The organism is Vibrio gigantis (assembly GCF_024347515.1).
Classification (GTDB): Bacteria; Pseudomonadota; Gammaproteobacteria; order Enterobacterales; family Vibrionaceae; genus Vibrio; species Vibrio gigantis.
The window spans coordinates 2,884,559-2,910,003 of the sequence record NZ_AP025492.1 but is presented as its reverse complement, the minus strand read 5'-3'; the positions used below and the strand labels follow the sequence as shown (position 1 = coordinate 2,910,003).

The following is a 25,445-nucleotide window of genomic DNA, read 5'->3' as shown; positions in this document are numbered from 1 at the left end:
CAACAATTAGGAACATAGGTGGAAAAATGTTTACAGTTCTACTTGTGATTTACCTGTTGGCAGCGCTTGGTGTAATTGGCCTAGTGTTGATTCAACAAGGTAAAGGCGCAGATATGGGAGCCTCTTTCGGTGCTGGCGCTTCAAACACTGTGTTTGGTGCTGGTGGCTCAGGAAATTTCCTTACCCGAATGACTGCAATTTTTGCAACTACATTTTTTATCCTTAGCTTAGTACTTGGCAATATGTCTACACATAAAACTGAGTCACAATGGATTGACCCGACTCAAGGTCAGGTGATTCAACAAGCTGATGATGCAGTGAGTGAAGTTCCGGCGCAAGGCGACGAAATTCCACAATAATCTGTAAAGATTTGATGCCGAGATGGTGAAATTGGTAGACACGCTAGCATGAGGTGCTAGTGCCTTAGGGTGTGAGGGTTCGAGTCCCTCTCTCGGCACCATGTTTACAAACTTGTAAAACATCTTGTTGGGCGTATAATGCTCGCAAGTCGGACGCGGGATGGAGCAGTTTGGTAGCTCGTCGGGCTCATAACCCGAAGGTCGTCGGTTCAAATCCGGCTCCCGCAACCAATTTCAATGCTATTATATAGCTTGTATTGGTAGCAAGTTTGCACAGTGTGAACCTCACTGTGAGTTAAGTGTGATATCGAATGTGATGGCACTTAACATATAAGGGTCCAGCAACAAAAACCCCGGCTTATACGGGGTTTTTTGTTATCTAAGCATTTATAAATGCGTTTAGATAATGTTTGCTTGGAATTTAAATTGGGCTTTGAGCCCTTTTTTTGTTTCTGGAGTGGTTAAATGACTGGTTTAGAAAGACAACTTACTGAAATGCTTGACGCTCCAGTAGCAGCATCAGGTTATGAGTTAGTTGGATTAGAATTTATTCGTGCTGGTGAGCACTCAACGCTACGTATTTACATCGATTCACCAAATGGTATCAATGTGGATGATTGCGCTGAAGTTAGTCACCAAGTAAGTGCCGTAATGGACGTTGAAGATCCAATTTCAGTGGCTTATAACCTTGAAGTGTCTTCACCAGGTTTAGAGAGACCACTGTTCAAAGCAGAGCATTACCAACAATTTATTGGTCACGAGGTAAGCATCGTTTTGAAAATGGCTGTCGGCAACCGTCGTAAATGGAAAGGTGATATCCAATCTATCGAAGGCGAGACAGTGAAAGTATTGGTTGAAGGACAAGAAGAAGAATTCGTCCTGAGCAATATTGCGAAAGCTAACCTGATCCCTAAATTTTAGTTCTCCTAGAGAGAAGAGCTTAAGAGGCTAGATTAATGAACAAAGAAATTTTGGCGGTAGTAGAAGCTGTTTCTAATGAGAAAGCAGTTCCTCGTGAGCGTATTTTTGAAGCGCTTGAAATCGCGCTTGCAACGGCAACAAAAAAGAAAAGCGAACTAGAAATTGAAGTTCGTGTCGAAATCGACCGTAAAACGGGTGATTTCGAAACTTTCCGTCGTTGGGAAGCTGTTGAGGAAGTTGAATTCCCAACAAAAGAAATCTCTATTGAAGCTGCAAAGTACGATGACCCAGAGATCGAACTTGGCGGTTTCATTGAAGATGATATCGAATCCGTAACGTTTGACCGTATTACGACTCAAACGGCTAAGCAAGTTATCGTACAGAAAGTACGTGAAGCTGAACGTGCTCAAATCGTTGAACAGTTCATCGACAACGAAGGCGAGCTAGTAACTGGCGCAGTTAAGAAAGTTAACCGTGACACTATTATTCTTGACCTAGGTAACAACGCTGAAGCGGTAATCCTTCGTGATGACCAACTTCCTCGTGAAAACTTCCGTCCAGGTGACCGTGTTCGTGGTCTTCTTTACGCAGTTAAACCAGAAGCTCGTGGTTTCCAGCTTTTCGTTACTCGTTCGAAGCCAGAAATGCTAGCTGAACTATTCCGTGTGGAAGTGCCTGAGATTGGTGAAGAGCTAATTGAGCTTAAAGGTGCTGCACGTGACGCTGGTTCTCGTGCTAAAATCGCAGTGAAAACAAACGACAAACGTATTGACCCAGTTGGTGCGTGTGTTGGTATGCGTGGTGCACGTGTACAAGCTGTTTCTAACGACCTTGGCGGTGAGCGTATCGATATCGTTCTTTGGGATGATAACCCGGCGCAATTCGTAATCAACGCAATGGCTCCTGCTGATGTTGCTTCTATCATCGTTGATGAAGACGCGCATTCTATGGATATCGCTGTTGAAGCGGATAACCTAGCACAAGCGATTGGTCGTAGCGGTCAAAACGTACGTCTAGCTTCTCAACTAACTGGTTGGGAACTGAACGTAATGACTGTTGCTGATCTAGAGAAGAAGCACCAAGAAGAAGCAGTTGCTTCTATTGAAAACTTCATGAAGCACCTAGACATCGAAGAAGACTTTGCTCAAATGCTTGTTGAAGAAGGCTTCTCTACGCTTGAAGAAGTAGCATACGTTCCTGTGAACGAGCTTCTTGAAGTAGACGGTCTAGACGAAGGTATCGTTGAAGAACTACGTAACCGCGCGAAAGACGCACTGACTACTCTAGCGCTAGCGAAAGAAGAAACTTTCGATGGTGTTGAGCCTGCTGAAGACTTACTTGCACTTGAAGGTCTTGAGCGTGAAATGGCTTACAAGCTAGCAGCAAAAGGCGTTGCGACATTGGAAGACCTAGCTGATCAAGGCGTTGATGAACTAGAAGGCATCGAAGACCTGACTGCAGAGCGTGCAGGCGAGCTAATTATGGCTGCGCGTAACATCTGTTGGTTCGGCGACGAAGAATAATTCAGCAAGGAGAGAGAGCGGTATGACACAATTAACAGTTAAAGCACTGAGTGAAGAGATTGGTACGCCAGTTGACCGCTTAATTGAACAACTTGCTGATGCAGGCATGAAGAAATCAGGGTCGGATCAAGTGACTGATTCAGAGAAGCAAACATTGCTAACGCACCTTAAAAAGGAGCACGGCGATACTTCAGGTGAAACAGAACCGACTCGTTTAACTCTTCAACGCAAGACCCGCAGCACGCTAAGTGTTGCCGCTGGAGGCGGTAAGAGTAAGGATGTTCAAGTAGAGGTACGTAAAAAGCGTACTTACGTGAAGCGCAGCACTATTGAAGATGAAGCGAAACGTGAAGCTGAGGAAGCAGCTAATCGTGAAGCGGAAGAGAAAGCACAACGCGATGCTGAAGAGCAAGCGAAACGTGATGCTGCAGAGAAAGCACAGCGCGAAGCCGAAGAAAAAGTAACACGTGAAGCGGATGCAAAACGTGAAGCTGAAGAGAAGGCTCAACGCGCACAAGCTGAAAAGGCTAAAAAAGACATGAATTCAAAAAATGCAGACGCTAACGCACAAGCGAAAAAAGAAGCGGATGAACTTAAAGCTCGTCAAGAGCTAGAAGCAACTCGTAAAGCAGAAGCTGAAGCAGCTAAGCTTGTTGAAGAAGCTCGTAAGTTAGCAGAAGAGAACCAAGAACGTTGGTCTGAAGAAGAGAAGAAGAAGAAAGAGCAAGAGAAATCTGCGGATTACCATGTGACTACTTCTACTTACGCTCGTGAAGCTGAAGATGCGGCAGATAAGAAAGATGAGAAAGCACCTCGTCGTCGCAAGAAGAAAGCAGCTCCGGCTAACCAACCAGCAAACAACCGTGGTGGTCGTAACCAACGTGGTCGTGGCGGTAAAGGTAAGCTTGCTAAACCAACTTCAATGCAGCAAGGCTTCGATAAGTCAGCGACTGTTGCTAAATCTGACGTTGCTATCGGCGAAACTATCGTTGTTTCTGAACTGGCGAGCAAAATGTCAGTTAAAGCAACTGAAGTTATCAAAGTAATGATGAAGATGGGCGCTATGGCGACTATCAACCAAGTGATCGACCAAGAAACAGCACAACTTGTTGCTGAAGAAATGGGTCACAAGGTAATCCTACGTAAAGAAAACGAACTTGAAGAAGCAGTACTAGCTGACCGTGATAGCGATGCTATCGCTGAAGGTCGTGCTCCTGTTGTTACTATCATGGGTCACGTTGACCACGGTAAAACTTCAACACTTGATTACATTCGTAAAGCACACGTTGCTTCTGGCGAAGCTGGCGGTATCACGCAGCACATTGGTGCTTACCACGTAGATACTGACAACGGCATGATCACTTTCCTTGATACTCCTGGACACGCGGCGTTTACCGCTATGCGTGCTCGTGGTGCTCAAGCGACAGATATCGTTGTACTTGTAGTTGCAGCAGACGATGGCGTAATGCCACAAACAATCGAAGCAATCCAGCACGCGAAAGCGGCAGGCGTTCCTCTGATTGTTGCTGTGAACAAGATCGATAAAGAGGGTGCAAACCCAGACAACGTTAAAAATGAGCTAGCTCAATACGACGTTATCCCTGAAGAGTGGGGCGGTGAGAACATCTTCGTTCACATCTCTGCAAAACAGGGTACAAACATCGATGGTCTTCTAGAAGCAATTCTTCTTCAGTCTGAAGTTCTTGAACTGACTGCAGTTAAAGAAGGCATGGCATCTGGTGTTGTTGTTGAATCTCGTCTTGATAAAGGTCGCGGTCCAGTTGCAACAGTACTAGTACAGTCTGGTACTCTAAACAAAGGCGACATCGTTCTTTGTGGTCAAGAGTACGGCCGTGTTCGTGCAATGCGCGATGAGAACGGTAGAGACATCGAAACTGCAGGTCCATCTATTCCTGTAGAAATTCTAGGTCTTTCTGGCGTACCTGCATCAGGTGACGAAGCGACTGTTGTACGTGATGAGCGTAAAGCTCGTGAAGTTGCGAACTACCGTCAAGGTAAATTCCGTGATGTTAAACTAGCTCGCCAACAAAAAGCGAAACTAGAGAACATGTTCGCGAACATGACGGCTGGCGAAGTTGCTGAGCTTAACGTTGTACTTAAAGCTGACGTTCAAGGTTCTGTAGAAGCGATTGCTGACTCTCTACTGAAACTGTCAACTGACGAAGTTAAAGTGAACATCGTAGGTTCTGGTGTTGGTGGTATTACTGAAACTGATGCAACTCTTGCTGCAGCTTCTAACGCTATCATCCTTGGTTTCAACGTTCGTGCTGACGCAACTGCGCGTAACACGGTTCAGAACGAAAACCTAGACCTACGTTACTACTCAATCATTTACCAACTGATTGACGAAGTTAAACAGGCGATGGGCGGTATGCTTGCTCCTGAATTCCGTCAAGAGATCATTGGTCTTGCACAGGTTCGTGACGTATTTAAGTCGCCTAAACTTGGTGCAATCGCTGGTTGTATCGTTACTGAAGGTACGATTAAGCGTAGCAACCCAATCCGTGTACTTCGTGAAAACGTTGTTATCTACGAAGGTGAGCTAGAGTCACTTCGTCGCTTTAAAGATGACGTACAAGAAGTTAAGAACGGTTACGAGTGTGGTGTCGGCGTTAAGAACTACAACGACGTTCGCGTTGGTGACCAGATCGAAGTATTCGAAATCGTTGAGGTTAAACGTACTCTAGACTAATCAGTCTGTACGACTCGACATATTGACTAAGGTTACTAACATTACTAATAAAGGTAATAAGTAATCGGTTGTTGAATACACCATGGGGGGCTGGTAATTACCAAGCCCCCCATCTTTCTAAGTGAGAAAAGAAAATGTCAAAAGAATTTAGCCGCACACAACGTGTGTCTCAGCAGCTTCAAAAAGAGCTTGCTCTTATCCTACAACGTGAAGTTCGTGACTCACGTATTGGTATGGTAACTATCTCAGATGTAGAAGTGTCTCGTGACCTTGCTTACGCAAAAGTGTTCGTGACTTTCCTATGTGTTGGTGAGCAAACACCTGAATCATGTCTTAAAGCTCTTAAAGAGCATGAAGTGCCAGTTCGTATGGCTCTTGGTAAGCGTATTCGCCACCGTCTAACGCCTGAAGTTCGTTTTACTTACGACAACACATTAGTAGAAGGCATGCGTATGTCTAACCTAGTGAGTGAAGTGCTGAATGACGATAAGCGTAAGCAAGAAGAAGCTGGCCGCACTGACGAAACTCAGTCTAAGGGCGAAGAGTAATGGCTCGCCGTCGTAAAGGTCGCCCTATCAATGGGGTAATTCTATTAGATAAGCCGACGGGTATTTCGTCTAATGATGCACTGCAAAAAGTAAAGCGTATTTACTTTGCAGAGAAAGCAGGGCACACCGGTGCTCTGGATCCTCTTGCGACTGGCATGCTGCCAATTTGTCTTGGTGAAGCAACGAAGTTCTCTCAGTTTCTTCTAGATTCTGATAAGCGCTATGTTGTTATCGCTAAGCTTGGTGAGCGTACCAATACCTCTGATTCTGATGGTGAAGTGGTAGAGACACGTGATGTTAATGTGACTCAAGAACAACTTGAGCGTTGCATTGCGAGCTTCAAGGGTGAAACCGATCAGATACCATCAATGTTTTCAGCATTGAAGTATCAAGGTAAGCCTTTATACGAATACGCACGTGCTGGTATCGAGGTTCCTCGTGAGTCTCGTAAGATTACTGTGTATTCTATTGAACTGCTTCGTTTTGAAGGTGATGAGGTTGAAATGGAAGTGCATTGTTCGAAAGGCACTTACATCCGCACAATTACCGACGATCTTGGTGAAATGCTAGGTTGTGGTGCTCACGTGACAATGCTTCGTCGTACAGGTGTAGCGAAGTACCCATACGAGCGTATGGTGACTTTGGAGCAGTTAAATGAGATTCTAGAGCAAGCACAGGCGCAAGAAATTGCACCGAAAGAGTTGCTGGATCCACTGCTGATGCCAATGGACACTGCTGTTGAAGACTTACCAGAAGTAAACTTGAATGCGGAACTGACTGACCTTGTTCAGCATGGTATGCCAGTTCAGGTTTCTGGTGCGCCAACTGAAGGCACGGTTCGTATGACAAGTGGCGAAGAGAAGCTGTTTGTCGGCGTGGCTCAGATTGCTGAAGATGGCCGAGTTGCACCGAAGCGTTTAGTGGTTTTCAGAGATGAAGAGCCACAAGCGTAATGCCTATACCAATCGTAGTAAATAACTGGTCATCCTAGCTTGTTAAAACGCTCGATAACTTCGTTAGAAATTTTGATTGTAGAATAACTACTTATCGAAAATTTCTGCCTTGTTCTCAAGCCTTTTTCCTACGCTATTTACGATCACTTACTTACTGTGATTGGTATTAAATCGAGTTAGATCTTAGCGGTTCGTCTTGAAATTCGAGCAAATAAGATAGAAAGCGAACGCCGAATATAGGTGGTTCGCTTTTTTCGTTTTTAATGGGTTCGATTGTTATTGCACCAACTGACAAACTTCCCTATAATCCTCGGCTCGCGTAGCGGCTGAATCAGAGATTGGCTGCTACAAATATAAACTTACTCTTATCAGGAGAGAATTATGTCTCTGAATGCAGAAACTAAAGCAGCAATCGTTGCAGAATACGCACAATCTGAAGGCGACACAGGTTCACCAGAAGTACAAGTAGCACTACTTACTGCTTCTATCAACCACCTACAAGGTCACTTCAAAGCACACAAACACGATCACCACAGCCGTCGTGGTCTACTACGTATGGTTTCTAGCCGTCGTAAGCTTCTTGATTACCTGAAAGGCAAAAACCTTGCTCGTTACCAAGACCTAATCAAGCGTCTAGGCCTACGTCGCTAATAGCGATGTCTGCAAAGACAGTTTGAAGAAAAGGAGCATTTATGCTCCTTTTTTTGTGCTTGTAAGAAAATGCTAGGCCGGATGCTCAGAATATCATCTGGCTTTTTCTGATAGGAAATATATCTCCTAATAAAAATAGTTTATACTACGCCCGCCTATAGCGTTTTCAGCGTTTGGCAATCAACCTCTCAAGAGATTACAGTCACAGATGTCGGCCAATAGGTCGCGACTATTCAAAGGCGGATTTGGTCTTAATTCGGCGTATGAACTCATACAAAGAGTCACAATCCTAAGTCCCTTTTCACTAGTCGCGATTGGTAATATCTTGAGTCATTATTCACTTAATCTAAAGTCTGACTTTAGAGCTAAGGATATACAATGTTTGAAAAACCAGTTGTAAAATCGTTCCAGTACGGTAACCACACCGTTACTCTAGAAACTGGCGTAATTGCACGTCAAGCTACTGCTGCTGTAATGGCGACTATGGACGATACATCAGTATTCGTTTCTGTTGTTGCTAAGAAAGAAGCAGTTGCAGGTCAAGACTTCTTCCCTCTAACAGTTAACTACCAAGAGCGTACATACGCTGCGGGTAAAATCCCAGGTGGTTTCTTTAAGCGTGAAGGTCGTCCATCTGAAGGCGAAACACTAACAGCTCGTCTGATTGACCGTCCAATTCGTCCACTTTTCCCAAGTGCGTTTAAAAACGAAGTTCAAGTTATCGCTACGGTTGTTTCTATCAACCCTGACGTAAACCCAGACATGATCACTATGATCGCAACGTCTGCTGCACTTGCTATCTCTGGTGCTCCATTCAATGGCCCTATCGGTGCTGCACGTGTTGGTCACATCGACGGCGAACTCGTTCTTAACCCATCAAATACTGAGCTTGAAAACTCTAAACTAGACCTAGTTGTGTCTGGTACAGAAGGCGCAGTACTTATGGTTGAATCTGAAGCAGATAACCTATCTGAAGAAGAAATGCTTTCAGCTGTTGTTTACGGTCACGACCAACAACAAGTTGTAATCAAAGCGATCAACGAGTTTGCTGCTGAAGTTGCAACTCCATCTTGGAACTGGGAAGCACCTGCAGTTAACACTGAGCTTAAAGCTCAAGTTGCTGAACTGGCTGAAACTCGTCTATCTGACGCGTACCAGATTACTGAGAAAATGGCTCGTTACGAGCAAGTTGGCGCAATCAAGAACGACGTTGTTGAAGCTCTAATCGCACAAGACGAAAACCTAGATGAGCGCGAAATCCGCGGTATGCTTGGTTCTCTAGAGAAAAACGTAGTACGTAGCCGCATCATCGCTGGCAACCCACGTATCGATGGTCGTGAAAAAGACATGGTTCGTGCGCTAGACGTACGTACTGGTGTTCTTCCACGTACACACGGTTCTTCTCTATTCACTCGTGGTGAAACTCAAGCACTTGTTACTGCAACGCTTGGTACACAACGTGATGCACAAATCATCGACAGCCTAATGGGTGAGAAGAAAGACAACTTCCTTCTACACTACAACTTCCCTCCATACTGTGTAGGTGAAACTGGTTTTGTTGGTTCTCCTAAGCGTCGTGAAATTGGTCACGGTAAGCTTGCTAAACGTGGTATCCAAGCAGTAATGCCTTCTGTTGAGGAATTCCCATACACAGTTCGTGTTGTGTCGGAAATCACTGAATCTAACGGTTCTTCTTCAATGGCTTCTGTATGTGGTACATCTCTAGCACTTATGGACGCTGGTGTTCCAATCAAAGCTTCTGTTGCGGGTATCGCAATGGGTCTTGTTAAAGAAGGCGACGATTTCGTTGTTCTTTCTGACATCCTTGGCGACGAAGATCATCTAGGTGACATGGACTTTAAAGTAGCAGGTACTAACGCTGGTATCACTGCACTTCAAATGGACATCAAGATCGAAGGTATCACTAAAGAGATCATGCAAATTGCACTTAACCAAGCGCAAGGTGCACGTAAGCACATCCTTTCTGTAATGGATGAAGCTATCTCTGGTGCTCGTGAAGATATCTCTGAATTCGCTCCACGTATCCATACAATGAAAATCAGCTCTGATAAGATCAAAGATGTTATCGGTAAAGGCGGCGCTGTTATCCGTGCTCTTTGTGAAGAAACTGGTACTACAATCGAAATCGAAGACGATGGCACAATCAAGATTGCTGCTACTGAAGGCGCAGCTGCTAAAGAAGCTATCCGTCGTATCGAAGAGATCACAGCTGAAGTTGAAGTTGGCCGCATTTACCAAGGTAAAGTTGCTCGTCTAGCTGACTTCGGTGCGTTCGTTACTATCCTTCCAGGTAAAGATGGCCTAGTACACATCTCTCAAATCGCTGACAAGCGCGTTGAGAAAGTGTCTGACTACCTAACTGAAGGTCAAGAAGTACCAGTTAAGGTTCTTGAAATTGACCGTCAAGGCCGTGTACGTCTAAGCATGAAAGAAGCAGTTGAAACGCCAGCTGAAGGCGAAGCACCTGCTGCTGAGTAATTCTCAGTACGTCGATGGTGATATTGCTTTTTAGTGATTTCTAACCCATCGTCAACAAAGCATGTTATAAAGGGGAGCATATCGCTCCCCTTTTTTATTGCGGTCATAACAGGAGTAATTATTTGTGAAATGGTTTCAAACCGCGAGTATGTGTTTACTGCTTGTACTAACTGGTTGTGCGACAACATCAGATAACACCTCACGTTGGGTCTACCCACCAATGGCTGTGCCACTGCAACCAAGTGTTCAGCAAGAAGTTCAAATAGCACGGCTTAGTCAGTTATTACAGCGTCCAGATTTAAATGATGAAGTTCGAGCTAAGATGCTGTTCGAACGTGGTAACTACTACGATAGTGTTGGCCTGCGTGATCTAGCACGTCTCGACTTTAATCAATCTCTTTCACTGAACCCTGCTCAACCTGATATCTTCAATCTTTTGGGTGTTTACTTTACGCAGGTAGGGGAGTTTGATGCTGCTTATGAGTCTTTTGATTCTACGTTAGAGCTTGATCCTACGAACTCTTACGCAGAAAGAAACCGCTCTATCGCACTTTACTACGGCGAGCGTTACGACTTAGCCAATGAAGAGATGATGAAGCACTATGCCGATGATCCTAGCGATCCATTTCGCGCTTTGTGGCTGTACATCATTCAGCATGAGCTCACGCCAGAGCAAGCCAAGCTTGATTTGCAAAAACGTTATGAGAGCCGCGATGAGCAGTGGGGCTGGGTATTAGTCGCAATTATGCTGGATGACATTACGGAAGAGCAGGCATTCAAAGCGATTCTAACTGGGACTCGTGACAACACGTTACTGGCACAGCGCCTAACAGAGACATACTTCTACCTTGCTAAGCGTTATCACATGAATGGTGACTACGCGAATGCGATCTCTTTGTACAAGCTGTCAGTGTCTTTCAACGTATTTGAATACGTAGAGCATCGCTACTCGTTCTTAGAGTTGAGCCGTATTTTCAATACGCTAAAAGCAGAGCACCTCGCTCAAGCTAAGCTAGCTGAAGCAGAGCAAGAAGCTGATGCTCGCTAAATAGATTCTTTTTATTCTCAAAGCCGCTGCCAGTCAGCGGCTTTTTTGTGCCTACTTTTCATGATCTTTGTCCCGTTTTGATTGCTTTTTATTTAAACAATATTAAAATAGTTAGCCTTGCTAACTAAATGCTATTCTTTGATTGGGTGAGTATGCTAAACCAGAATTTAGAAAAGATTGAGCGCTTCGCCTCTAAGGTATGGCGCACTCAGGTGAATGAAGATCCCATCTGCCAATTGAGCTTCAATGAATATGACTATTTGAAGGTCATACAAGCTTCACCAGAGCCGATTCGATTGACTGATCTTGCTATTGAAATGCAGGTGACTAAGCCCTCTGCGACCACTATGGTGCAAAGGCTTGAGAGAAAAGGCTTGGTTGAGCGTAAGGCGTCACTTGAAGATGCAAGGTCCAAGTTAGTGGTATTGACCAACAAAGCGGAGTTGGGCTTAGAAGAAGAGAGCAAGATCTACCAAGTGATGGCTCAAATATTGGAAAGCCGTTTATCTGAGCAAGAATCTAAGCAGTTGAACCTATTATTAGATAAGGCTTTGAAGTAAATAATTTAGATATTTAGTTAGCCTTGTTAACTAACTTTTCGAGTCATATCTCGTTGATATGCGACTCACAAATGAAAGTAGAGTAAGAAATGAGTAACTCAATTAGTCGCCAATTTTGGCGCTACACAATCCCAACCGTGGCGGCGATGCTGGTTAATGGCCTGTACCAAGTAGTGGACGGCATTTTCATTGGCCGGTATGTTGGTGCTGATGGACTCGCGGGGATTAACGTCGCGTGGCCTGTGATTGGTTCGATTCTCGGTATTGGTATGCTAGTGGGCGTAGGTACGGGTGCGCTTGTCTCGATTCGACAGGGTGAAAAAGACACTCAGGGTGCTAAACAGATCCTAGCAACCGGTCTAACCTTGCTACTGGCGATAACGCCGATTGTTTCGGCGTTACTGTATCTGTTTGCCGACAACTTTTTGCTTTGGCAGGGTGCTGAAGGGCGTGTATACGAACTTGGCCTGCAATATTTACACATCCTGATTGGTGCTAGCGTCTTCACTTTGGGCTCTATCGCAATGCCGTTTTTACTGCGTAATGATGACAGCCCGAACTTAGCCACAATACTGATGATTGTCGGTGCGGTGATTAATATCGTTCTGGATTACCTGTTTATCGCTCAGTTTGGTTGGGAGTTAATGGGGGCGGCACTAGCAACAGCGATTGCCCAGTTTGTGGTTACGGGGTTGGGTCTGGCTTACTTCTTCTCACGTCGAGCAAACTTACGTTTACGTTGGAATGAGTTGAGATTGAAGCTCTCGGTTATCCCACAGATCTTTGCGATTGGTACATCAAGCTTCTTTATGTACGCCTATGGTTCGATGATGGTGGCGCTACACAATGCGTTGTTCTCTCAATATGGCGACCAGTTGATGATAGGTGCTTACGCTATCTTGGGCTACATCGTGACGGTTTATTACCTCACAGCAGAAGGTATCGCCAACGGTATGCAACCATTAGTGAGTTATAATCATGGTGCGCGTAACCAAGCGAATATTCGTAAGTTACTTAAGATTGCAATGCTGAGTTCAGTGTTGATTGGTGTGGCGTTTGTGTTACTTCTCAACGTGTTCCCACGTGAGTTTGTGTCAGTATTCAACTCAGACGAGCCTCAGTTAGTTGAGTACACCGTGTTGGGTATTCGACTACACATGTTTGCATTGGCGCTTGACGGTTTCTTAGTGGTTGCGGGTGCTTATTACCAAGCGGTAAACAAGGGCAGCAAGGCGATGTTTGTGACGATAGGTAACATGCTTATCCAACTGCCTTTCTTGTACATCATGCCGAAGTTGTACGGTGTGCCGGGGATCTGGATTGCGTACCCATTGTCTAATATTGCGTTAAGCGTGGTGGTGATGGTGATGCTCTACAAAGACGTAAAGAAGCTCGATGCTTCACCGATGGAAACAGCGACAGCATAGCTCGTGTTTCTTGAACTGAACTAAAAAGGTCTAGCGAGTGCTAGACCTTTTTTGTATCTGTTGCTGATAGGTTCAATTATCGAACTAGATGTTTTTCACGTCTAAACCTGCAAGCTGGTGCCAGTAGCCATTACATTGTCGGCTTTCAATCTTCATCGGTTTTTGACCTTGCTCGTTTGCTCTGAAGTTATTGATTTCAGAGAAGGTATCGATACCGAGTGGGCTTAAACGAACCACATCAACCAGGTCGTGCATGTTTGGCAAATCATTGACTAGGTTGTAGCAGTAGCCTGATTGTGTCTGGATCCCATTAAGGTTGAATACTGATTGGCCTTCTTGGCTTTCTACTTGTAGCCCTGTTGGGTACTTGATACAGCAGGTTTCGCAATCGTCTTTAGCTTTGTTTTCTGCGCGAGCTGTAAAGCAGCGAGCCGAGTAAGCAAGCGGTAGATAGCCGTGGCTAAATACTTCTACTTCGAATTTGTTGCGGATGTTCAGCTCTTCGCACTGTGTCATTACGTTGCTTAGCCATTCGCGAGAAAGCTCAACGGGCATGCACCAACGTGTCATACCTTGTTTCAAGAACAGGTTCAGCGTGCGTGCATTGTAGGTGTTCACCGCAGGGCCAACCACGAAAGGTACTTTGCTTTCGCTTGCCAGTTGAATAGCAGACACGTCATTGGCTTCAATCGCGAAGTCACCGTTATCAATGTACTTCTTCATGATGTTGACTTCGCTAGGTGCTTCTAGCAATGCCATGGTCGAGAGTACAACTTGCTTACCGGAAGCAGACAGCTCTTTAGCAATGTCCATCCAGTGTTTCGCTTTCATCTCTCGACGCTTTGAACATACAGCTTCACCTAGGTAGATGATGTCAGCAGAGCTTGATTTCGCTTGCTCATAGAAGCTTTCAACGTCTTGTTTTGGCCAAAAATAAAGTAGAGGGCCTAATGCGTATTTCATTGAGTTCTCCATTTGGCTCTATTGCCATTTACGGTGATAAGCGCCAAGCGTGGTTTGTGTACCTTCCGATACATTCGCAAGTGTCGCATTCCAAGCTTGTTCAACTTGGTATTGTTCTGGGTTCGCTAAATAGCGATCGATAGCAGCGCGCCAAGTACGAGTCACTTGTTCAACATAAGCAGGGCTACGTTGGCGACCTTCAATCTTCACTGAGGCAACATTCGCAGCGAAAAGCTCAGGCAACATGGATAGCGTGTTTAGACTGGTTGGCTCTTCAAGTGCGTGGTAGCGTTTACGGTCACCATCGACTTCTGCTTCAAAGCGCCCTTTACACAGCGTTGGGTAACCAGCGTTTTCACCTGCTTCATATTTATCGATAAGGATCTCGTTCAAGCGAGACTCTAGGCCAGTTTCTGTTTCTTGCCAGCGAACGTATTTCGCCGGAGAACAAGCACCAACGGTATTTGGTGATTCGCCTGTCATGTATGAAGAGAGGTAGCAACGGCCTTCTGCCATGATACACAAACTACCGAAAGCGAATACTTCAAGGTCAACGTCAGAAGTGATGTTACGAGAAAGCTGTTTGACCTGATGAATCGATAATACACGCGGTAATACCACACGCTTAACGTTGAAGTTTTTGTGGTAGAAGTCGATAGCAGCAGCATTGGTCGCTGATGCTTGTACTGATAAGTGCAGTTCAAGGTCTGGATACTTGTTTGCAGCATATTCAAGTACCGCAATGTCTGCGATGATCAGCGCATCGACACCTAACGCAGCCGCGTTGTCTACAGCATTAGTCCAGCGTTCGAAGCCATTTGGGTGAGCAAACGTATTTAAGGCAACATGAATTTTCTTGTTGCGGTCATGCACATACTGCACAGCACGATCGAGCTTTTTACCCGCAAAGTTTAGCCCTGCAAAGTGTCGGGCATTGGTATCGTCTTTGAATCCGATATAGACAGCATCCGCACCACAATCAATAGCGGTTTTCAAAGCAGGTAAGTTACCCGCTGGGCATAAGAGTTCCATTTGCTCACTACCAGTAGAATTAAGTTGAAGCGAGCATTTTATGAAGAATTGTGAATGACGGAATTGATGTAAGGCAGGTTTAGATGGATAAATCTGCTTTTACTCCGTTTGAGGTACTGACGAGTGACCGTTTTACATGTTGGCTTGGTGTTGAAGGGGAGGTGTTTGGATCGGTTAGCTAGTTCTTATGACGGCGATTTTGGGCAAACAGCTCTTCGACATCTTGTTTTGGCTGAGGGCGATAGAAGTGGAAGCCTTGAATCGAACTACAGTTGAGGTTAGAGAGCAGAGTGGCTTGCTCGCTGGTTTCGACACCTTCTGCAACTACGGTCAAATCGAGAGATTTACCAAGGTTGATGATGTTTTCAATCACGGTGATTTGCTTTGGTAGCGTATCAATATCAGAGATGAAAGCACGGTCAATCTTAAGCTCATCTATTGGGAAGCGGGCAAGGTAAGATAATGAAGAGTAACCCGTACCAAAATCATCAATCGATAGGGCAAAGCCAAGTTTCTTGATGGCGTTAAGCATTTGAAGTGTGTGTTCACTGTCACTCATTACCGCGCTTTCTGTTAGTTCGAACGTAATCGCACTTGGATCAAGCTCGGTCGAACGCAGTAGCTTTTCCACGTAATCAATCAGCTTTGGATTGCCAAACTGTTCTGGAGAAAGGTTGATTGCGACACGTCCTGGAAGGATGCCTTGCATTTTCCAACGCTTAACCGTAGCAAACACTTCACGCATCACTACACGACCAAGTTGTTCGATAAGGCCAGCACGCTCTGCGACAGGGATAAATGCCGCAGGGCTAATATACCCCTCTACAGGATGCTTCCAGCGTACCAGAGCTTCTGCGCCATTGATGGTGAAATCACGTGCGTTGACCTTAGGTTGATACCAAACCTCAAGTCCATTCTGTTGCAGCGCTTTTTGTAGCTCTATTTCAAGCCAAAGTCGCATACGTGCTTCTTTATTCATCTGTTCGTTGAACTTGATCAGGCGGTTGCGACCACGATCTTTCGCTTCATACATCGCAGTATCAGCATTTTGCAGCAAGATACGAGCATCGGTGCCATCTTGCGGAAAGTTCACACTACCAATCGAGCAGGCTAAGCGCTTGCTAAAGTGGTGAAGATCGAAGGGTTGATTGATCAGGGAAATGATCTTTTCAGCGAGCATTTCAGGTGTTCGTTGGTGTTCTGGTTCAGGCAGGATAATACCAAACTCATCCCCACCTAAATGCCCAATAACGGCTTTACGAGGCAGTAAGCGCTTAAGGCGTGAGGCAACCTCTTTAATCACCTTGTCACCGATGTGATGACCAAGTGAATCATTGATATTCTTAAAGTTATCAATGTCTAAATAGAGCATCACCGCCGGCGTGTCGTTGTGAATGAACTGCTCAAGACGCTTAGTAAACCCAACTCGGTTGTAGAGCTTGGTTAGTGCATCGATGTAGGCATCTTCACTGTTTGCCGGTGTATATTGTTTTGCGGTTTCTTGCGCGTCTTGGATAAGCACTAGCTGAGTGTTACTACCAAGAACAGAGGTGGAGTCGATGTTGAGCTGAACCTTACGTTCAAAGCCACATCGTGCACCCGTTAAGCAAACCAAACCAGACTCAGAAATAATAGAGCTGAGGTTATTATTGAAGACTGTTTTGGTTTGTTCATCGATAAATAGGCGTCCCAACTCTTCGCCAATTAACTCTGTGGTGGAGTTAAAGCCGAGCAAGCGTGCTGCTGCTGGGTTGGATGACAGGATGTAGTCACTTTCAACTAGCAGTAATCCCTCTGGGAGTAGGTGAGATAGCTTGTGGAATTTGGCTTCGGATTCTTCCAAAGAACGGACAAGTACTTGGTTTTCTGATGTGTCGAAGGCGTGAAAGACGATGTAGTCGGTTTTGTTGCCATTGGTAAGCGGAGACAGGCTGAAATGAAGGCTAGTATCGAGGTCAGTTTCGTTGAGGGTGACTTCGGCCTCAATCGTTTCGCCATTGAATGCACGCTCATAGTAAGGTTTAAGATGTTGGTAGAATTGTTCGCCCAATGTTTGGCGGTCATTCATGCCTGCAAGCTCTGTTTGACTCAAACCAGCAATATCGCAGTAACGCTCATTCACCATAAAATAGTTATGTTGAGCATCAAGTACTGCAAAAAAGAACGGACTATTCGCAGTTAGCTGGGTAAACCAATGTTGTAGTTGCTGGGGAGGCATCAAAGTACTACCAATTCTCCAAGAGCTTGAATATTCACTATCGATAAATATTTATTACTTATTGTGTGGCTATCGATATTTACCTGTGAGTGCAGCGATCCGCTGTAATTCTCATTACCTGATTTACTATAACTGTGATTTTCAGGATATTAAAGGTCGAGCATCAAACAGAAGTTAATTTGATACATAACAGTAACTGAGATCTCAACATCATCTATGATGCATTCCATATTATTGACAAAGTTACGGATAAGTCACGTGATAAACAAGATTCGCACTCAACTAGTTCAAAATGCCGCATCAATTTTGCGATCTCCAGTCCAGTTATTGCCTAAAACAGTACAAAAAAGAGCCTTGTTGGAGGCGCTTAAGAATGTCTTTAAGGAAGCTTTAGAAGACGGAGACTTTGAATTTTTAGAAGACAAATGGCTTAAAGTCTCAATAAAAGACATGGGGTTAAGTTGGTGTATTAGCTACAAAAATGAGCAACTGGTTGTCGCTGACAAAGAGGTGACTGAAGACGTTAGCTTTAGTGGCAATCTAAATGATCTTGTGTTGATTGCGGGGCGTAAAGAAGACCCAGATACGCTTTTTTTCCAACGTAGACTGTCTATTGAAGGGGATACTGAGCTCGGTTTAGAAGTTAAAAACTTGATGGATAGCGTAGATTTGGACTTATTGCCGACTCCTATGAAAACTTTGTTAAATCAATTAGCTGATTTTGTGCAGAAGGGAGTACAATCCCCGGATACACAAAGTGAGGTAATGAATGCTTATTCGAACTGAAGCGCCGGCAGATATACTTGTCATTGATCGTTTATTGAAATCTGTATTTGAAACAGATGCAGAAGCTAACTTGGTTATGAGCTTACGTGAGAATAGCCATTTAACGCTATCGTTGGTGGCTTGTTCTGATGAAGGCGAGGTGGTTGGTCACCTGATGTTTAGCCCGATCACTCTTAATGGTGACGATCATAACTGGCAAGGGCTTGCGCCTCTCGCTGTGAAGGAAGAGTTCCGCAACAAAGGGGTTGCCAAATCGCTAGTGGAAGATGCTTTTTCTACTTTGGTTGATTTTGGTTACCCAGCCTGTGTTGTGCTTGGTGACCCTGCTTATTACGGTCGCTTTGGTTTCAAGGCTGCGAGCGAGTTTGGTTTGAGCTGCACTTGGGATGTGCCTGAAGGTGCTTTCCAAGCCATTGAACTGGTTGAAGGTGCGCTTGCTGGGCATTCTGGTGAAGTGGCTTACAGCCCTGAGTTCAACGACTTATAAACTGATTTACCATGTAATAAGATACAAACGTATTTTGTCTAAATAAAGGAGCTTGATGCTCCTTTATTTTTTGTTAGTATCAGCCCAGTTCTAACGAGCTCTTTTTAAGTGCGCTCTAATAAGCCGCTCACTACTAACCAAAGGTTATAACCGCTAGATATGTCACAAACACACGCACAATACCTGCAAGAGATGGGCATTAGCCAATGGGAGCTAAGCCACCCAGAGCGCTTGGCTGGTTATGAATCTGAGTTGATCCCGCTCTCGAACGATTGCAAGTTACTATTGGTTTCACCTGAAAAACCTCAGGAAGATCTCGCCGTGATGTTTGAGCGAGTACTCAAAAGTATCAAGCTCGACTTATCTCAGGCATTACATATTCAGCCTCAGCACCTATCTTCTGTGGATTTAGGGGCGGTTGAGTGGGTATGGTTTGCGGGTTGCGAGTCGGCTCAAGAGCTGAAGGCTAAAACACTTCAATCTCCATTACTGTCTGACATTAATGGTAATAACCAACACCGCCGCGACTTGTGGCAACAAATTTGTGCATATGACTAATCAATTTTTACCGACTTCACAACAACACCTTGACGCCATTTGGAAGATAGAGCAGGCCGCGCATTCTCATCCATGGTCTGAGACCATGATCCGCGATCTTGAGAGTCGAGGCGCTTGTCATCATGTTCTTGAAGTCGATGGGCAAGTGGTCGGATATTTCTTCGCGCAAAACATCGTTGGCGAAGTCACATTGCTTAATATTGCGGTAGACCCAAGCCAGCAAGGCAAAGGGTATGGTAAAGCGTTAACTGAGCATTTCCTTGATATGTGCGAACAAGCTGACGCGGAAAGTGCTTGGCTAGAAGTACGCGAAAGTAATGTGAACGCGTTTAATCTTTACGAAAAGGCCGGCTTCAATGAAGTTGATCGACGTCGTAACTATTATCCAACTAAGCAAGGTAATGAAGATGCGATCATTATGAGCTATCTTTTTATGTCTTTTAGCTAACGATGTTGTTTCTTTTAGACGACCAGATAATTAGCGACAAAATAGGGTGCAAACTGACCCTTTAGAAAGTGACACGCTTTCTGTATAATCCGCACACAGAATTCAAGGGCAAGTATTATCTACTTGCCCTTTTTACGCTTTAGATCAGCAAAGGGCGACTATGTCTTTCCAACAAGAAGTGAGCAAACGTAGAACGTTTGCAATTATCTCTCACCCGGATGCGGGTAAAACCACGATTACTGAAAAAGTTCTTTTATTCGGAAACGCGATTCAGAAAGCGGGTACCGTAAAAGGCCGTGGCTCTAACCAGCACGCTAAATCTGACTGGATGGAGATGGAAAAAGAGCGTGGTATCTCGGTAACTACGTCGGTAATGCAATTCCCATACAATGATTGCCTAGTAAACCTACTCGATACTCCAGGACACGAAGATTTCTCGGAAGATACGTACCGTACACTAACAGCGGTTGACTCTTGTTTGATGGTTATCGATGCTGCGAAAGGTGTCGAGGATCGTACTCGTAAACTAATGGAAGTAACACGTCTACGTGATACGCCAATCGTAACGTTTATGAACAAACTTGACCGTGACGTTCGTGATCCAATGGAAGTTCTTGATGAAGTAGAGAGCGAGCTAGGTATGGCTTGTGCTCCTATCTCATGGCCTATTGGTTGTGGTAAAGAGTTTAAAGGTGTTTACCACATTCACCGTGATGAAACGATCTTGTATGAATCAGGCCATGGCCACGAGATCCAAGAAGTACGTATCATCAAAGGTCTAGATAACCCAGAGCTAGATGAAGCGGTAGGTGCAGATCTAGCGGAAAGCGTACGTGAAGAGCTAGAGCTTGTTATCGGAGCTTGTCCTGAATTTGATCATGACCTGTTCCTTGCGGGTGAATTAACGCCGGTTTACTTCGGTACTGCATTAGGTAACTTTGGTGTTGACCATATGCTTGATGGTCTAACGAAGTGGGCTCCGGCACCGCAAACACGTCAAGCGAATGAACGTGATGTTGAAGCGACAGAAGAGAAGTTCTCTGGTTTCGTGTTTAAGATCCAAGCAAACATGGACCCTAAACACCGTGACCGTATCGCATTCATGCGTATCGTTTCAGGTACTTACAACCAAGGTATGAAGATGAACCATGTTCGTACAGGTAAGAGTGTAAGTATCTCTGATGCGGTAACCTTCATGGCCGGTGACCGTGCACGTGCTGAGAAAGCGTATGCAGGTGACATTATTGGTTTGCATAACCACGGCACAATCCAGATTGGTGATACTTTTACTCAAGGTGAGAGCCTGAAGTTCGCAGGTATTCCTAACTTCGCACCAGAGCTATTCCGTCGTATTCGTCTGCGCGATCCACTGAAGCAGAAGCAACTTCTAAAAGGTTTGGTTCAGCTTTCAGAAGAGGGTGCAGTGCAAGTATTCCGTCCTATGCAGAACAACGACCTGATCGTTGGTGCGGTTGGTGTACTTCAGTTCGACGTAGTTGTAGCGCGCTTGAAAGCGGAATACAACGTAGAAGCTATCTACGAAGGCGTTAACGTTGCAACTGCTCGTTGGGTTGAGTGTGATGACGCTAAGAAACTGGAAGAGTTCAAACGTAAGAACCAATCTAACCTAGCGCTAGATGGTGGTGATAACCTGTCTTACATCGCACCAACGATGGTGAATTTGAACCTAGCTTCTGAACGTTTCCCTGAAGTTCAGTTCCGAGCGACGCGCGAGCACTAATTTCTCCGCGATCTATTCGAGTTAAACAAAAACGTCTATTGTTCTGCAATAGGCGTTTTTTAATGTGTTTTATTTAAGGTTTAAAAGCTGAGGTTAGAGGCAGTATGTTGGGTTGGATAAAAGCTTGGGTTAAAAGGTACGACAAATGGTGTGAAGAACTTGGCTTAACACCTGAGAATAAGCGTAGTTGTGTACCTCATCGTCGAGAACCGCAAGGACAACAAGCAGAGAGTGGGGAAGATGACACAGCAAAAGAGTAATTCTCCGTTATTTGATACGCATTGCCATGCAGACTTTGATGCCTTTGAGCTGGGCATTGATGCTTACCTTAAAGAAGCGAAACAAGTGCAAGTTGAGAAGCTACTCATCCCCTCTATAGGCCAAAATAACTGGAAGAAGCTTGATGAAATCGCTCAATCTCATCCTAACGTTTATTACGCGTTAGGCTTCCACCCTTACTTTTTAGGGCAAGCTAATGACGAGCAGTTTGCTGTTCTGCGCCAATTACTCGCTTCAAAAAACAGCCAATGTGTAGCAATTGGGGAGTGTGGGCTCGACTTTTTTGTCGATGTTGAACGAGAGAAACAAGAGCGTTTCTTTATTCAACAAATGAATCTCGCGAAGGCGTTTGAGCTGCCTTTGATCATCCATGAAAGGAAGTCTTATAACCGTATTATTGAGCTAATAAAGCAGCACAAGTTCACCTTGGGTGGTGTGATTCATGGCTTTTCGGGAAGTGAACAGCAAGCTTTGGCTTGGATCAAGCTTGGTTTCTATATTGGCGTCGGTGGAACAATAACTTACCCGAGAGCACAAAAAACACGCACAACTATCGCAAAGTTGCCCCTTGAGTACTTGGTATTGGAAACCGATGCTCCGGATATGCCAACGCACGGAAACCAAGGAAATATTAACCATTCCAAACATTTAGTTACGATATTGAATGAACTTTCTTTGCTTAGAAAAGAGCCAAAGCAATCGATTGCAGCGCAAGTTTGGCAAAATAGCCATCGAGCATTCGGTATATGTGAATAAAATCGAAGGTTTTTGTTTATCGTTTGCGTAAATTGCACTGGGCTTGTGATTTGGCTCACATTTGTGTGTGAATGGTACATGAATCTTCTACGAAAGTGTGAGGACGGCATTACTTTATTAGTGGTCGCATGAGTATAATTGCCTCCGCTTTATAGCCCCATTTTGTAACACGCCAATAAATAACTAATAAGGAAGTCATAAACTATGAGCCTGTTTATGAGCCTAGTCGGAATGGTTGCACTGATCGCAATCGCAGTACTACTATCTGACAACCGCAAAGCTATTAATCTAAGAACAGTGGGTGGCGCTTTCGCTATCCAATTCGCACTTGGTGCATTCGTACTTTACATCCCTTGGGGTCGTGATCTACTTGCAGGTTTCTCTGCTGGTGTAGCAAACGTGATCGACTACGGTAAAGACGGTACTGGTTTCCTATTCGGCAGCCTAGTTAACTTCTCAGTTGACGGTATCGGTTTCATCTTTGCTTTCCAAGTACTACCAACTCTGATTTTCTTCTCTGCACTTATCTCTGTACTTTACTACATTGGTGTTATGCAAATTGTAATCAAAGTTCTTGGTGGTGGCCTTCAGAAAGCTCTAGGTACTTCTCGCGCCGAGTCTATGTCTGCAGCAGCAAACATCTTCGTTGGTCAAACAGAAGCTCCTCTAGTTGTTCGTCCATTTGTTCCTAAAATGACTAACTCTGAACTATTCGCAGTAATGTGTGGTGGTTTGGCTTCTGTAGCTGGTGGTGTACTAGCAGGTTACGCATCTATGGGTGTACCTCTAGAGTACCTAGTTGCAGCGTCATTCATGGCTGCACCTGGTGGTCTACTATTCGCTAAAATCATCAAACCTGAAACAGATACGCCAGATGACAACATTGCTGACGAAATGGACGGTGGTGATGACAAACCAGCTAACGTTATCGACGCAGCAGCAGGTGGCGCATCAGTAGGTCTACAACTAGCACTTAACGTTGGTGCAATGCTACTAGCATTCATCGGTCTAATTGCTCTAATCAACGGTATCCTAGGTGGCATCGGTGGTTGGTTTGGTATGGAACATCTAACTCTAGAACTTCTTCTAGGTTGGATCTTCGCGCCGCTAGCATTCATCATCGGTGTTCCATGGGAAGAAGCAACTATCGCTGGTTCTTTCATTGGTCAGAAGACAGTTGTTAACGAATTCGTTGCATACCTAAACTTCGTACCATACGTTGGTGAAAACGCGCAAGTTGTTGCAGCAACTGGTCAAGTGATGTCTGAGAAGACTCAAGCTATCATTGCATTCGCACTATGTGGTTTCGCAAACCTTTCTTCTATTGCGATTCTTCTAGGTGGTCTAGGTGGTATTGCACCAAGCCGTCGCCACGACATCGCACGTATGGGTGTTAAAGCGGTAATTGCTGGTACTCTATCTAACCTGATGGCAGCAACAATTGCTGGCTTCTTCCTATCTTTCTAATCAAGTAGATTTAGATATATAGACGCCATAATAATATCGCCCCGTAGCAAGAAATTGCTGCGGGGCTTTTTTGTTTTTAGGCCTAGTGATTCTTTGGCATGAGCATAAGCATCAGCTTGAAGTTGATAATGGGTCTAGAATGTTTTTTTGAGATACAAACCGTTTGCGTTCTAAGGAGCACTACAATTTATTGATGGATACCTATAATGTATAAGCTTAAGGGATAGGATGTCTCTTTTGGCAAGAAAGTGACCGCTTGGATTCATCCAAAGGTTATTCTTCTGGGATTAAGCCAAACTTAGCGATACGCTATAGATGTTAGACACAACATGACTGATTTGTTGTGCCATAGACCAAACTGGTACTGTGCGGTGACAAGGATTGCAATTGGTAGCGAAAGTTATCAAGTCTTCAGGGAACCAAGTCCGTTCATTTGTGACTACTGAGCATTACTTAAATATCCATCTATACTGGATGGAGGGCGAAGTGGTTAACTATTTGAATATATTGATCGGAGATAGAAATGAGCGATTTAAAAGCAGCAGCTCTACGTGCACTTAAACTTATGGACCTAACTACGCTAAATGACGACGACACTACTGAAAAAGTAGTCGCGCTTTGTCATGACGCGAAGACTGCAGTAGGCAACACAGCTGCAATCTGTATTTACCCTCGCTTTATCCCAGCAGCTAAGAAAGCATTGCGTGAGCAAGGTACTCCAGAAGTACGCATTGCGACTGTAACTAACTTCCCTCATGGTAATGACGACATCGAAATTGCTGTTGCAGAAACAAAAGCAGCAGTAGCGTACGGCGCAGATGAAGTTGACGTAGTATTCCCATACCGTGCTCTTATTGCTGGCAACGAAGAAGTTGGCTTTGAGCTAGTTAAGCAATGTAAAGCAGCTTGTGGTGACATCACGCTTAAAGTGATCATCGAAACAGGCGAGCTGAAAGAAGAAGCACTGATCAAGAAAGCTTCTCAAATCTGTATTGAAGCAGGTGCAGACTTCATCAAAACTTCAACCGGTAAAGTGCCAGTAAACGCGACTCCTGAGTACGCGCGCATGATGCTTGAAGTTATTCGTGACATGGGCGTTGCTAAAACAGTTGGTTTCAAACCTGCTGGTGGCGTACGTACTGCTGAAGATGCAGCACTATACCTAGCAATGGCTGATGAGCTACTAGGCGCTGAGTGGGCAGACAACATGCACTACCGTTTTGGTGCTTCAAGCCTACTAACTAACCTTCTTAATACATTAGAAGTGACAGACCAGACTGCTGATCCAGCAGCATACTAATTTACTCGTCATATTTGACGCCGCAGCGTTGTTGACTGCGTAAGTTCACCGGTTCGCCGGCCGTCCTAATCACATAGAGCCTCTATGCTGATAGGAATGAACTCACTGGTCGCCTAGCTGCAACGCCAAATATTTAGAGTATTGAAAATAACAAGTCTGTTTGATGGAGTGGTGTTAAACCACTCCATATTACCTCTTTCCCCTACAA

23 protein-coding genes and 2 tRNA genes are annotated in these 25,445 nt (G+C 44.7%); 22 read left to right on the top strand and 3 right to left on the bottom strand.

The features are described from left to right. Positions 1-26 precede the first annotated feature (26 nt). From secG to OCV56_RS12835, 13 genes are all read left to right on the top strand, one after another. Positions 27-359, top strand: a complete 333-nt coding sequence (gene secG, locus OCV56_RS12895) for a preprotein translocase subunit SecG (RefSeq protein ID WP_017059392.1) — start codon at positions 27-29, stop codon at positions 357-359. A gap of 16 nt (positions 360-375) precedes the next feature. Beyond that, a tRNA-Leu gene (locus OCV56_RS12890) sits at positions 376-460 on the top strand. Between the two features lie 53 nt (positions 461-513). Then, positions 514-590: transfer RNA gene (locus OCV56_RS12885), tRNA-Met, on the top strand. 234 nt (positions 591-824) lie between these two features. Beyond that, positions 825-1,280: a ribosome maturation factor RimP gene (gene rimP, locus OCV56_RS12880; protein ID WP_004738265.1), complete on the top strand. Its 456-nt coding sequence runs from the start codon at positions 825-827 to the stop codon at positions 1,278-1,280. A gap of 35 nt (positions 1,281-1,315) precedes the next feature. Next, entirely contained in the window at positions 1,316-2,803 is a 1,488-nt protein-coding gene (gene nusA, locus OCV56_RS12875) for a transcription termination factor NusA (RefSeq protein WP_017059230.1), read from the top strand. A gap of 22 nt (positions 2,804-2,825) precedes the next feature. Next, on the top strand, positions 2,826-5,516 hold the full coding sequence (infB, locus tag OCV56_RS12870; RefSeq protein ID WP_055319587.1) for a translation initiation factor IF-2: 2,691 nt from the start codon (positions 2,826-2,828) through the stop codon (positions 5,514-5,516). Between the two features lie 134 nt (positions 5,517-5,650). Then, the gene (rbfA, locus tag OCV56_RS12865) at positions 5,651-6,064 is read left to right on the top strand and encodes a 30S ribosome-binding factor RbfA (RefSeq protein ID WP_017065964.1); all 414 of its coding nucleotides are present in this window, start codon (positions 5,651-5,653) and stop codon (positions 6,062-6,064) included. After that, positions 6,064-7,017, top strand: a complete 954-nt coding sequence (gene truB, locus OCV56_RS12860; RefSeq protein ID WP_086712039.1) for a tRNA pseudouridine(55) synthase TruB — start codon at positions 6,064-6,066, stop codon at positions 7,015-7,017. The genes rbfA and truB overlap by 1 nt, the downstream gene beginning before the upstream one ends. A gap of 381 nt (positions 7,018-7,398) precedes the next feature. After that, entirely contained in the window at positions 7,399-7,668 is a 270-nt protein-coding gene (rpsO, locus tag OCV56_RS12855) for a 30S ribosomal protein S15 (RefSeq protein ID WP_010436144.1), read from the top strand. 378 nt (positions 7,669-8,046) lie between these two features. Then, complete coding sequence (gene pnp / locus OCV56_RS12850) at positions 8,047-10,167, top strand: polyribonucleotide nucleotidyltransferase (protein ID WP_019819855.1); 2,121 nt, start codon at positions 8,047-8,049, stop codon at positions 10,165-10,167. Positions 10,168-10,291: 124 nt separating this feature from the next. Then, on the top strand, positions 10,292-11,215 hold the full coding sequence (gene nlpI, locus OCV56_RS12845) for a lipoprotein NlpI (RefSeq protein ID WP_086712040.1): 924 nt from the start codon (positions 10,292-10,294) through the stop codon (positions 11,213-11,215). Positions 11,216-11,367: 152 nt separating this feature from the next. Continuing rightward, positions 11,368-11,775: a MarR family winged helix-turn-helix transcriptional regulator gene (locus OCV56_RS12840; protein ID WP_086712041.1), complete on the top strand. Its 408-nt coding sequence runs from the start codon at positions 11,368-11,370 to the stop codon at positions 11,773-11,775. 89 nt (positions 11,776-11,864) lie between these two features. Continuing rightward, positions 11,865-13,202 carry an MATE family efflux transporter gene (locus OCV56_RS12835; protein WP_086712042.1) on the top strand — a complete coding sequence of 446 codons (1,338 nt, stop codon included), beginning with the start codon at positions 11,865-11,867 and terminating at the stop codon, positions 13,200-13,202. 84 nt (positions 13,203-13,286) lie between these two features. Here the strand turns inward: OCV56_RS12835 and OCV56_RS12830 are convergent, their stop codons facing one another. From OCV56_RS12830 to OCV56_RS12820, 3 genes are all read right to left on the bottom strand, one after another. Next, positions 13,287-14,165, bottom strand: coding sequence for a U32 family peptidase (locus tag OCV56_RS12830; RefSeq protein ID WP_017059237.1), 879 nt, complete (start codon positions 14,163-14,165; stop codon positions 13,287-13,289). Positions 14,166-14,183: 18 nt separating this feature from the next. Continuing rightward, a complete protein-coding gene (gene ubiU / locus OCV56_RS12825; RefSeq protein ID WP_086712043.1) occupies positions 14,184-15,197 on the bottom strand; it encodes a ubiquinone anaerobic biosynthesis protein UbiU in 1,014 nt (337 codons plus the stop codon). 178 nt (positions 15,198-15,375) lie between these two features. Continuing rightward, complete coding sequence (locus OCV56_RS12820) at positions 15,376-17,415, bottom strand: bifunctional diguanylate cyclase/phosphodiesterase (RefSeq protein ID WP_086712044.1); 2,040 nt, start codon at positions 17,413-17,415, stop codon at positions 15,376-15,378. A gap of 258 nt (positions 17,416-17,673) precedes the next feature. Here OCV56_RS12820 and ubiT point away from each other — a divergent pair, with 258 nt between their 5' ends. The 9 genes from ubiT to deoC all read left to right on the top strand — a co-directional run bounded on the left by ubiT (position 17,674) and on the right by deoC (position 25,237). Next, positions 17,674-18,201, top strand: coding sequence for a ubiquinone anaerobic biosynthesis accessory factor UbiT (gene ubiT, locus OCV56_RS12815; RefSeq protein WP_050645398.1), 528 nt, complete (start codon positions 17,674-17,676; stop codon positions 18,199-18,201). Then, the gene (locus tag OCV56_RS12810; RefSeq protein ID WP_086712046.1) at positions 18,185-18,688 is read left to right on the top strand and encodes a GNAT family N-acetyltransferase; all 504 of its coding nucleotides are present in this window, start codon (positions 18,185-18,187) and stop codon (positions 18,686-18,688) included. Before ubiT ends, OCV56_RS12810 begins: the two co-directional genes overlap by 17 nt. Positions 18,689-18,847: 159 nt before the next feature. Beyond that, positions 18,848-19,246 carry a DNA polymerase III subunit psi gene (locus tag OCV56_RS12805; RefSeq protein WP_086712047.1) on the top strand — a complete coding sequence of 133 codons (399 nt, stop codon included), beginning with the start codon at positions 18,848-18,850 and terminating at the stop codon, positions 19,244-19,246. Next, a complete protein-coding gene (gene rimI / locus OCV56_RS12800; RefSeq protein WP_086712048.1) occupies positions 19,239-19,694 on the top strand; it encodes a ribosomal protein S18-alanine N-acetyltransferase in 456 nt (151 codons plus the stop codon). The genes OCV56_RS12805 and rimI overlap by 8 nt, the downstream gene beginning before the upstream one ends. 160 nt (positions 19,695-19,854) lie before the next feature. Then, positions 19,855-21,435: a peptide chain release factor 3 gene (prfC, locus tag OCV56_RS12795; protein ID WP_061018717.1), complete on the top strand. Its 1,581-nt coding sequence runs from the start codon at positions 19,855-19,857 to the stop codon at positions 21,433-21,435. 104 nt (positions 21,436-21,539) lie between these two features. Next, the gene (locus OCV56_RS12790; RefSeq protein WP_158094612.1) at positions 21,540-21,695 is read left to right on the top strand and encodes a DUF5363 family protein; all 156 of its coding nucleotides are present in this window, start codon (positions 21,540-21,542) and stop codon (positions 21,693-21,695) included. Next, positions 21,676-22,470 (top strand): TatD family hydrolase, encoded by a 795-nt coding sequence (locus tag OCV56_RS12785; RefSeq protein WP_086712049.1) that lies wholly within the window; start codon positions 21,676-21,678, stop codon positions 22,468-22,470. Before OCV56_RS12790 ends, OCV56_RS12785 begins: the two co-directional genes overlap by 20 nt. A 204-nt stretch (positions 22,471-22,674) precedes the next feature. After that, the gene (locus OCV56_RS12780) at positions 22,675-23,937 is read left to right on the top strand and encodes a NupC/NupG family nucleoside CNT transporter (protein WP_086712050.1); all 1,263 of its coding nucleotides are present in this window, start codon (positions 22,675-22,677) and stop codon (positions 23,935-23,937) included. Between the two features lie 523 nt (positions 23,938-24,460). Continuing rightward, a complete protein-coding gene (gene deoC, locus OCV56_RS12775) occupies positions 24,461-25,237 on the top strand; it encodes a deoxyribose-phosphate aldolase (RefSeq protein WP_010436196.1) in 777 nt (258 codons plus the stop codon). Positions 25,238-25,445 lie beyond the last annotated feature (208 nt).